The sequence below is a fragment of the Leisingera sp. F5 genome (assembly GCF_001593695.1).
In genome coordinates, this window is record NZ_LUKH01000063.1 from 1 (window position 1) to 10,195 (window position 10,195).

Sequence of the window (10,195 nt, forward strand, 5' to 3'; positions counted from 1 at the left end):
CGATATTCGGATGATCATTGCCCAGCCGCACCGGACTGTCGCCGGTTGCCAGATAGTTCATTGCCTGGTTTGCCAGCAGGGCCGTCGCGCAATCCATCAGCGACATATCCAGATGCTGGCCGCGGCCTGTTGTATGGCGCTGCTCCACTGCCGCAAGAATTCCAATGGTGCCATAAAGCCCGGTAACAATATCGGTGATCGCCACTCCGACTTTCTGGGGCTGGCCGTCCTGCGCGCCGGTGATCGACATCAGCCCCGACATGCCCTGCAGCAGAAAGTCATACCCCGCCCGTTTGGCATAAGGCCCGTCCTGGCCAAATCCGGTAACCGAGCAGTAGATCAGGCGCGGGTTGATCTGCGCCAGGCTGTCGTAATCCAATCCGTATTTCTGCAGACCGCCAACCTTGAAGTTCTCGATCAGGATGTCAGCGTCGCGGATCAGATCAAGGACAGTCTGCTTGCCGCCCTCAGTCCGGAAATCAGCAACTACACAGTCCTTGCCCCGGTTGGCGGCATAGTAATAGGCGGCGGTTTTGTCGCCATCCCGCTCAATGAACGGCGGTCCCCATTTGCGGGTATCGTCGCCGTCCGGGCTTTCCACCTTCACCACTTCGGCACCCAGGTCCGCCAGCGACTGGCCGATCCAGGGCCCGGCCAGGATGCGGGCAAGCTCAACCACTTTAAGGCCGACGAGCGGGGTCATGGGCATTCCTCCCTGTTGGTGCCTGTGTCCTCCGGATCATGCTTAGCGGCTGCAGCACGTTCCCGCAAGATTTGATCAAATACCTCAAAGCCCGCCGTCAGCGGCACCGGAATTTCACCAAAACTCCAGCGCGGAAAACCCGGGTTTCCGGTTTGTTTCCCATGCCGGGAGACGGCCCGCCTCAAATCACTGATCCCAGCCGTCCTGATAGTAGCCCGCCAGTGCATGGGATCTCAGCGTATTGGCAACGCTCAGCATTGCGTCATCAGCTAGCGCTTTGACCGCGGTGGTCTTTTCACCTTTCCTGGGAGACCAGGTGAGCTCCCGTTCGGCGAAGGCAACCGGACTGGTGAAGGTGTCGCAATAGTGGAAGGAGCGGGATTCCGCATGCACTTTTGACCGGTGTTCCAAGCGCTCCAACCAACGCACCGACATCGGGCGGCGGTAACCGCGGGTGAAAACCAGATGACCGCCGTCAGCCCAGCATTGGGTGCCGCTATCATCCAGCGCCGAGCACTCGTCCAGTACCCGCGCCCGTAGGAAAACCGCGCTTGGCCCAGGATCGGCACTTATGGCTTCACAATTCCTTCAAGCCGACGGTCAATTCAGGCGGGAAGCCCAGGACCGGGCAGCAAGGCTGACCTATTTGCAAGCGAGTCGGCAGCCTCATTTTTTCGGATGGCCCTCACCGGCCTCACATGTTAGCGATAACTCAACTTTAACCAGCCGTATGGCAACAGAGGCAATTGAATTGCCCCGCCCCAAGCGGCACAATGGCCCGGCCTCTGTAGAACAGCGATGTAAAATCAATGGTTTCCCGCGTCATCCCCGTTGAACCCTTTGACCTCGTGCTGTTTGGCGCGACCGGCGACCTGGCCCGCCGCAAGATCCTGCCGGCGCTGTTCCACCGCTTCCAGATCGGCCAGTTCAGCGATGAGTGCCGCATCATCGGCAGCTCGCGCAGCGCACTGACGGCAGAGGAATTCCGCGCCCAGACCGCCGATGCGATCCGCGATTTCGGCCAGGATGTGGAAACCACGCCTGCGGAAATCGCCGGTTTCACCGCGCTTCTGGACTATGTCGCGGTGGATGCCCGCGGCGATACCGGTTGGGACATGATTCACGGGAAACTGCGCGACGATGCGGTGCGCGCCTTCTACCTGTCGGTCGGTCCCTCGCTGTTCACCGATATCGCCCGCCGCCTCAGCGAGACCGGCATCGCCACGCCGGACAGCCGTATCGTGCTGGAAAAACCCTTTGGCCATGACCTTGCTTCGGCCCAATCTCTGAACACTGCGCTGCGGGCGCATTTCGAGGAACGGCAGATCTACCGGATCGACCATTACCTGGGCAAGGAAACAGTGCAAAACCTGATGGCCCTGCGCTTTGCCAATTCGCTGTTTGAACCCTTGTGGAATTCCTCCCACATCGACCATGTGCAGATCACCGTCGCCGAAAGCATCGGCGTCAAGGGGCGCGGCGAATACTACGACAAATCCGGCGCCATGCGGGACATGGTGCAGAACCACCTGATGCAGCTTCTGTGCCTCACCGCAATGGAGCCGCCCGCGCAATTCACCCCCAACGCGGTGCGCGACGAGAAGGTCAAGGTGATCGAGGCCCTGCGCCCGGTGCCCCAATCCAATATCGCCCGCGGCCAGTACAGGGGCCGGAACGGCGGCAAATCCAGCGACAGCTACCGTGACCATGCCCGCAATCCCGCCAGCCGCACCGAAAGCTATATCGCGCTGAAGGTGGAGGTGGCGAACTGGCGCTGGGCCGGGATCCCCTTCTATCTGCGCACCGGCAAATGCCTGCGCGAGCGGGTGAGCGAGATCGCGGTCTATTTCCGCGATCCCCCGCACAACATCTTCGAGGGCTCCGGCACCGTGCATGGAAATGTGCTGGTGATCCGCCTGCAACCGGATGAGGGCATCACGCTGAAAACCACCATCAAGGACCCCGGCCCCGGCGGCATGCGCCTGACCGGCGCCAACCTGGACATGACATTCGCTGATGAGCTGCCTGAGTCGGGCCGCCCGCAGGATGCCTATGAACGGCTGATCATGGATGTGATCCGTGGCAACCAGACCCTTTTCATGCGCGGCGATGAGGTCGAGGCGGCCTGGGCCTGGGCTGATCCGATCATCGCCGGCTGGGAAGACGCCGGCGAAGCGCCGCAGCCCTATGACAGCGGCAGCACGGGTCCCGATGACTCGCTGTTGCTGATCCACCGCGACAGCCGCCGCTGGCGCAGTATCGGAACCTGAAATGACTGCCCTCCCCTTTGCCCCCGCAGTTTGCTACAAAGGCACCCCATGACCCTGAACCCCACCCTGGCCGCCGTCACCGATCGCATCATCGCCCGCAGCGAGACCACCCGCTCGGCCTATTTGGAGCGGATGCGGGCAGCGCGCGGCAAGGGGCCTGCACGGGCGCATCTGTCCTGTTCCGGCCAGGCCCATGCCTATGCCGCCACCGGGGCGGACCAGCAGACACTGGCCCAAGGCGCCAAGGGCCACCTGGGAATTGTCACCGCCTATAATGACATGCTTTCGGCGCACCAGCCGTTTGAGACCTATCCGGCCCTGATCCGCGACGCGGTGCGCAAAGGCGGCGGCACCGCCCAAGTGGCGGGCGGGGTGCCTGCCATGTGCGACGGCGTCACCCAAAGCGAACCCGGCATGGAGCTCAGCCTGTTTTCCCGCGACACCATCGCCATGGCCGCGGGCATTGCGCTCAGCCATAATGTATTCGACGCGGCGGTGTTCCTTGGCGTCTGCGACAAGATCGTGCCCGGGCTGGTGATCGGCGCCCAGGCATTCGGCCACATCCCGGCGGTGTTCCTGCCCGCCGGACCAATGACCAGCGGTCTGGCCAATGACGAAAAGGCCCAGATCCGCCAGAAATTCGCCGCCGGGGAAATCGGGCGCGATGAGCTTCTGAAAGCGGAGATGGCTGCCTATCACGGGCCCGGCACCTGCACCTTCTATGGCACGGCCAACACCAACCAGATGCTGATGGAGTTCATGGGGCTGCACCTGCCCGGCTCCTCCTTTGTCACCCCCGGCACACCGCTGCGCGAAGCACTCACCGTCGAGGGCGCCAAACGGGCGCTGTCGCTCAGCGCGCTGGGGAACAATTACACCCCGGTCTGCGACGTGCTGGACGAAAAAGCCTATACCAACGGCATTGTCGGGCTGATGGCCACCGGCGGCTCTACCAACTTGCTGATCCACCTGATCGCCATGGCGCGGGCGGGCGGTATCCTGCTGGACTGGCAGGATTTTGCGGATCTTTCGGAAGCTGTGCCGCTCTTGGCGCGTGTCTATCCCAACGGGCTGGCCGACGTGAACCATTTCCACGCCGCCGGTGGCCTCGGCTACATGATCGGCGAGCTGCTGAAGGCCGGCTGCCTGCACCCCGACACCAAAACCGTGGCGGGCGAAGGGCTGGAGAACTACGTCATGGAACCGTTCCTGTCGGAAGATGGCCTCACCTTCCGCGCCGGTCCGGGGCAAAGCCTGAACGACGCGGTGCTGCGCCCCGCCGATGCGCCGTTCCAGGCGACCGGCGGGTTGAAGCGGCTGACCGGAAACCTGGGCACGTCGGTGATCAAGGTCTCGGCAGTGGCCAAGGAACACCAAGTCATTGAGGCACCCGCCCGCGTCTTTCATGACCAGGAAGAGGCCAAGGCCGCCTTCAAGGCAGGGGAACTCACCGGCGACGTGATCGTTGTGGTGCGCTTTCAGGGCCCCAAGGCCAACGGCATGCCGGAACTGCACAGTCTGACCCCGATGCTGGGTATCATGCAGGGCAAGGGCCAGAAGGTGGCGCTGGTCACCGACGGGCGGATGTCTGGAGCCTCCGGCAAGATCCCCGCCGCAATCCATGTGGTGCCCGAAGCGCTGGACGGCGGCCCGATTGCCAAACTCCAGGACGGCGACCTGCTGCGGCTGGACGCGGTGCGCGGCACGCTGGAAATCCTCACCGGCGACGTGCTGGAGCGCGACGCCGCCACTGCCGACCTCAGCGCCTATCAGCACGGCACCGGGCGTGAGCTGTTTTCCCTGTTCCGCCGCTCGGTCGCTTCGGCCGACGAAGGCGCCAGCGTTTTTGGAGTTTAGTATGACGCGGATAACCCCTCAGGACTCCAGCCTGCGCACATGCGGGATCTGCACCCTGGCGCCGGTGATGCCGGTGCTGGTGGTGGAGGATGCAGCCCATGCCCGGCCACTGGCCGAAGCACTGATCGCCGGCGGATTGCCGGCACTGGAAGTCACCCTGCGCACAAGTGCTGCGCTGGATGTGATCCGCGAAATGGCACAGGTGAAGGGCGGTGTGGTCGGAGCCGGCACGCTGATCACCCCCAAAGACGCCGAAGCCGCCAAGGAGGCCGGCGCGCAGTTCGGCGTCTCCCCCGGCGCGACGGATGACTTGCTGGACGCCTGCGAATCCATCGGCCTGCCGCTGTTACCCGGTGCTGCAACAGCAACCGAGGCGATGCGCCTGCTGGCGCGCGGTTATGGCATGCTGAAGTTTTTCCCGGCTGAAGCCTCAGGCGGTGCGCCCGCGCTGAAAGCGATCGGCGCGCCCTTGCCGCAAATCTCCTTCTGCCCCACTGGCGGCATCAGCCCCGCCAATGCGGAAACCTATCTAAGCCTGCCCAACGTGGTCTGCGCCGGCGGCAGCTGGGTGGCGCCACCCGATCTGGTCGAGGCTGGCAATTGGGCCGCAATCGAAGCGATTGCGCGGGACGCAAGCCGGCTCGGCAAAAGATAAGCCACCGCAAAACCCACCGGTCGGCTCTGCTCCTGCCATGACCGGCGGCCTTTTCACGGCCCGTAGTTATTCCGCCGTGTCCCCGCGGGGACAGCAGCGCATAAGATCAGCCCAGGGCCTGCACGATATCCGTTGGCAGCCGGTCATGGTGCCTGCGCGCCACCAAATCCAAGGTCGTTTTGATAGGCAAACAGCGCCGGCAGCCCGCCGGTGTGCAGCAGCAGCACCTTCTGGCCTTTGCGGATGCTGCCCTCCTCCAAAAGGCCAAGCAGACCGGCAAAGGTCTTGGCAGAATAGACCGGGTCCAACAGGATCCCTTCTGCCCTGGCCATGCGCTGCAGTGCGGCGCGGGTGGCGGGGCCTGCGCGGCCATAGCCAGGAGCCAGCGCACCGTCCCAGGTGAAAATATCATCGCAGCCAAATGGACGCGGGATACCCATCAGGGCGGCCAGCGCATCCGCTACTTGCTCCAGCCGCGCCTTCTGCAACGCAGCATCACGGCGCACACAGATGCCAAAGACCGGCGCAGTGATGCCTGCGAGGCGCACCCCGGTCAAGAACCCGCCGTGGGTCGCTCCGCTCCCCGACGGCACCACGGCTGCATCAAAACCGCCAATCTGCGCTGCCAGCTCTGCCCCGCCCTGCACATACCCAAGCGCGCCAAGCGGCGGATGGCCAAGGCCAAGCGGAATAATGTAAGAGCTGCGGCCCTTGGCGCGCAGGTCTTCGGCGCAGGCTTCCAGGGCAGCATCCGCGCCGACCTCATCCTCGCCATCAGGATAGCGCATCACATCGGCACCAAGGATGTCCGACAGAAAGATATTGCCCGAACTGTAGTAGAGCGGATCCATGCCAGCCACCCGCTCCTCTCGCTGCAGCACCGCGTGCATCCCGTATTTCGCCGCCGCCGCGGCGGCGGTACGGGCGAAATTAGACTGCACCGCGCCGGTGATCAGGATGGTATCGGCCGCAGCCGCCCGCGCGGCACCGATGTAAAACTCCAACTGGCGCGTCTTGTTGCCGCCAAAGCTGAGACCGGTCAGATCGTCCCGCTTGATCCAGAGGTCAATATCCAGTTCCTCCGACAGTCGGCCGAGACGTTCCAACGGCGTGGGCTGTCCAAGCAAGCTGGCACAGGGAAAGGCAGAGAGGAGCGTATCGATCCGGGGCATGGCGGTCTCCTTTGGCGGGATCAGGCTGTCCGCAGACTGACACTGAAGCCGAAGCATTGCAGGTCAACAAAAATCTGCGCGAGGGCCGCCACGCGCCGAGCCGGTCCAGCATATTGCGGGTGATGTGCTCCACCTGCCTGTCCCGGCAGATAAGGCGCGCCTTGGCACAGATGTGCGGAGAGCGGGCCGGAACGGAGTTTTCGCACAGGGGATGCTTAAGACTGCCACAGGCCTTGCTTGCGCCGGGCGGCACCGGGAATGAAACGCTCTGCAGGTAAGCACTGCTGCAACTGTTGTTTTCCCGTCGCTTTGCCCCCATTTCCACTGCGAGACTCTGAAAACCAAAGGACCAGCCCCATGGCAGAGACCCCTAACCGGCCCGTCCTCAGGGTCGATATAATTTCAGATGTTGTTTGCCCCTGGTGCGCGGTCGGCTACAACCAGCTGGCTTTTGCCGCCCGCCGCGCCGGAGTTCAGCTCGGCATCCACTGGCAACCGTTTGAATTGAACCCGGGCATGGTGCCGGAAGGCGAGGACCTGCGAGAGCATCTGGCGGCGAAATACGGCAGCACGGCGGAACAATCGGCACAGGTGCGGGCACAGCTGACCGAACTCGGAGAGGCCTTGGGCTTCACCTTCCGCTTCTTTAAAGGGATGCGGATCTACAACACGTTCCAGGCGCATCAGCTGATCGAATGGGCAGAGGAACGCGGCAAGGGTCATGAGATGAAGCAGGCGCTGCTGGCGGCCTATTTCACTGATGGCAAAAATGTCTCGGACCCGGAGGTTCTGACACAGGCTGCCGAAAATCTCCGCCTTGACGGCTCAGAAGCCCGTGCCGCGCTGGACAGCGGCAAACACGCGGACAGCGTGCGCCAGCGCGCGGCGTTCTGGGTGAACCAGGGCATCCGCGGCGTGCCCGCGATGGCGTTTGATGGCCGCCATCTGGTGACCGGCGCGCAGGGCGTCGAAAATTACGCCAGCGTTTTGGAGCAGCTAGGCTACACCGGAAACACATTCACCTGACAACAGCACCCGGCCAACCGCCGGGCGGCTACCTCCTCTTACTGGGCTGTTCACCCCTGCGGCAAACACTGGGAGATCGCCGTTTCCAGCTTGTCCACCACCTCGGTGATTTGTTCATCGGTGATGATGAAGGGTGGGGCCAACAGGATGTGGTCGCCGTTCTGGCCGTCGCGGGTGCCGGACATCGGATAGCAGATCAGACCCGCCTGAAACGCAGCCTTCTTGATGTTCTTGGCCAAGCCCAGCGCCGGATCGAAGGGTTCCTTGGTGTCGCGGTCAGCCACCAGCTCGACCCCGCGGAACAGCCCGCGGCCGCGGATGTCTCCGACGTGTGCGTGCTGGCCGAACCGGTCCTCCAGCGCCGCCTGCAGCTTTTCACCCATTTCAGCACAGCGCTGCACCAACCCGCGTTCCAGCATCGCCTTGACCACGGCGAGGCCGGCAGCGGTGGCCACCGGGTGGCCGATATAGGTGTGGCCGTGCTGGAAAAACCCGGATCCATGCTCGATCGCCTCATAGATCTGGCGGGTACAAAGCATTGCACCAATCGGCTGATAACCGGCGCCAAGACCCTTGGCGATGCACAGAATATCCGGCACCACGCCATCCGCCTCGCAGGCAAACAGATGCCCGGTACGGCCCATGCCGCACATCACCTCGTCCAGAATCAGCAGCACGCCGTATTGGTCGCAAATCTCGCGGATGCGCTTGAAGTAGCCAGCAACCGCCGGCACCGCACCTGAGGTGGCACCGACCACAGGTTCGGCCATGAAGGCCATCACGGTTTCGGGGCCAAGGCGCAGGATTTCCGTTTCCAGCTCATTCGCCACCCGCTGACCATAGTCAAAGCTGCTCTCACCCTCGGCCCGGCCCACGTATTCGTAACAGGCCGAGATGTGTGAAATGTCGATCAGCAGCGGCGCAAATTGCGTGCGGCGCCATTCGTTGCCGCCTGCGGCCAGCGCGCCAAGGGTGTTGCCGTGGTAGCTTTGCTTGCGGGCGATAATGCGGCAGCGCTGCGGTTCGCCGCGTTCCAGGTGGTACTGGCGGGCCAGTTTGATCGCCGCCTCAGTCGCCTCGGAGCCGCCGGAAACAAAATACACCCGGTCAATATCACCCGGCGCGTGGGTCACCAGCAGATCCGCCAGTTCCTCGGCAGGGTCCGAGGTGAGGAAGCCGGTATGGGCAAAGGCCAGCTTGCCGACCTGATCCTGCACCGCTTTGATCACATCAGCGTCGGAATGGCCGAGGCAGGACACCGCGGCACCGCCGGAGCCGTCGAAATAGCGCTTGCCGTCTGCATCGATCAGATAGCAGCCCTCGCCGGACACGGCGGTGGGCAGCGCGGCTTTGGTGTGGCGGGGAAAGACGTGAGACATGATCAGCACTCCTTAAGGCGATGGCCCGCATCCCGCGCGGCCTGGACGAAGGCGGCAACCGAGGCTGCATTGTCTGCCAGCAGCCCGCCTTCCGGTGTTTCGATGTTATTCTCAAATCCGATTCGCGCATCCCCGCCTGCGGCGATGGCGGCCAGCAGGCAGGCGTGCTCGTGGCGGCCAAAGGCGCAGGCAGTCCAGTTGAGACGCAGATCCGCCGCTGCGTCACGAAAGGCCGCGAGCCCGTCAGGGTGCGCCAGCACCGGCGGGCTGTACATACCCAGAACAAAGATCGCATCGCGCATCGCACCGGGCACGGTGCCGTCCTGATACCATACGCGCAGCTGAGCGATGCAGTCCGGACCATACAGGATGTGCTGCACCTGCGTCCCCGCCTCTGCGCACAGCGCATAGGCCCGCGTGGCGATGCTGGTGTCCCGTGCCATTTCCCGGACGGAAACAGAAGCCGCGGCAGGGCGTAACGCCTCCAGGCAAGCGAACTGGGCAGAAGTGTCATAGACACCGGCGCTTTCGGTGGTGATCTGCACCGCCATCCCCGGCGCGCTTTCCCGCACCGCATCAAGGGCTTCGCGGTAACGGCCCGCATCCAGCGAATGACGCCCCGCATCGTCGCGCACATGCAGATGCAGGGCCTGGGCGCCGGCCGCATAACAGGCTGCAGCCGCCGCTGCCGTCTGCTGCGGTGTCACCGGCAATTCAGGATGATCGCCGCGCCCGCGGCGGGCCCCGTTCGGGGCCACCATCAATCTGTATTCCGCCACCGGTTACCTCCTTTGCGGCCCGCCCAGCCGCGACTCGCGCCCAGGATGCCTGCAGCTTGCCCCTTTGGGACATCCGCTCTCAAGCCGGTAACTTCAGAACATTTGTTCCAGGGCAATCCGCAGCCGGCGCCGCGCCGCTAATTCGCTGAACCGGACGTCTCTGGACCTAAGCAAGCAGATGCTCTGGCCCTAACGAATTCCCGGAATCTGACGTTTCTGGTACATAATACGCCTCTGAAGCCCTGTAAGGTTCCGGGCAGCCTGATTCACTTCTAACGCCGAAAGGACATGTCATGGACGGCACGTTCAACGAAAACGATCTCTCCCGTGTGGTCGAGGCCGACAAGGCCCACA

9 protein-coding genes are annotated in these 10,195 nt (G+C 63.5%); 4 read left to right on the plus strand and 5 right to left on the minus strand.

Features of this window, described 5'->3' with window-relative positions; genetic code table 11:
- Both A2I95_RS22935 and A2I95_RS22940 read right to left on the minus strand, forming a co-directional pair.
- A partial coding sequence (locus A2I95_RS22935) for a CaiB/BaiF CoA-transferase family protein (protein WP_291733568.1) occupies positions 1 to 703 on the minus strand: 703 nt, incomplete at its 3' end.
- A 186-nt stretch (positions 704 to 889) separates the two neighbouring features.
- Positions 890 to 1,096, minus strand: a complete 207-nt coding sequence (locus tag A2I95_RS22940) for a hypothetical protein (protein WP_291729227.1) — start codon at positions 1,094 to 1,096, stop codon at positions 890 to 892.
- Between the two features lie 416 nt (positions 1,097 to 1,512).
- On the opposite strand from A2I95_RS22940, the gene zwf reads away from it, so the two are divergent.
- Genes zwf through eda form a run of 3 tightly spaced genes read left to right on the plus strand, consistent with a single transcriptional unit; the run spans position 1,513 to position 5,485 of the window.
- Entirely contained in the window at positions 1,513 to 2,973 is a 1,461-nt protein-coding gene (gene zwf / locus A2I95_RS22945; protein ID WP_291729228.1) for a glucose-6-phosphate dehydrogenase, read from the plus strand.
- Between the two features lie 48 nt (positions 2,974 to 3,021).
- Positions 3,022 to 4,830: a phosphogluconate dehydratase gene (edd, locus tag A2I95_RS22950; RefSeq protein ID WP_291733570.1), complete on the plus strand. Its 1,809-nt coding sequence runs from the start codon at positions 3,022 to 3,024 to the stop codon at positions 4,828 to 4,830.
- Between the two features lies 1 nt (position 4,831).
- Positions 4,832 to 5,485, plus strand: a complete 654-nt coding sequence (gene eda, locus A2I95_RS22955; RefSeq protein ID WP_291733571.1) for a bifunctional 4-hydroxy-2-oxoglutarate aldolase/2-dehydro-3-deoxy-phosphogluconate aldolase — start codon at positions 4,832 to 4,834, stop codon at positions 5,483 to 5,485.
- A 143-nt stretch (positions 5,486 to 5,628) separates the two neighbouring features.
- Here eda and A2I95_RS22960 read toward each other — a convergent pair whose 3' ends face one another.
- Positions 5,629 to 6,657, minus strand: coding sequence for a D-cysteine desulfhydrase family protein (locus A2I95_RS22960; RefSeq protein WP_291733573.1), 1,029 nt, complete (start codon positions 6,655 to 6,657; stop codon positions 5,629 to 5,631).
- Between the two features lie 357 nt (positions 6,658 to 7,014).
- On the opposite strand from A2I95_RS22960, the gene A2I95_RS22965 reads away from it, so the two are divergent.
- Positions 7,015 to 7,683: a DsbA family oxidoreductase gene (locus A2I95_RS22965; protein WP_291733575.1), complete on the plus strand. Its 669-nt coding sequence runs from the start codon at positions 7,015 to 7,017 to the stop codon at positions 7,681 to 7,683.
- Positions 7,684 to 7,733: 50 nt separating this feature from the next.
- On the opposite strand, the gene A2I95_RS22970 is transcribed toward A2I95_RS22965, so the two are convergent.
- Complete coding sequence (locus A2I95_RS22970) at positions 7,734 to 9,062, minus strand: aspartate aminotransferase family protein (RefSeq protein ID WP_291733578.1); 1,329 nt, start codon at positions 9,060 to 9,062, stop codon at positions 7,734 to 7,736.
- Between the two features lie 2 nt (positions 9,063 to 9,064).
- Positions 9,065 to 9,841: a 3-keto-5-aminohexanoate cleavage protein gene (locus tag A2I95_RS22975; protein ID WP_291733579.1), complete on the minus strand. Its 777-nt coding sequence runs from the start codon at positions 9,839 to 9,841 to the stop codon at positions 9,065 to 9,067.
- Positions 9,842 to 10,195 lie beyond the last annotated feature (354 nt).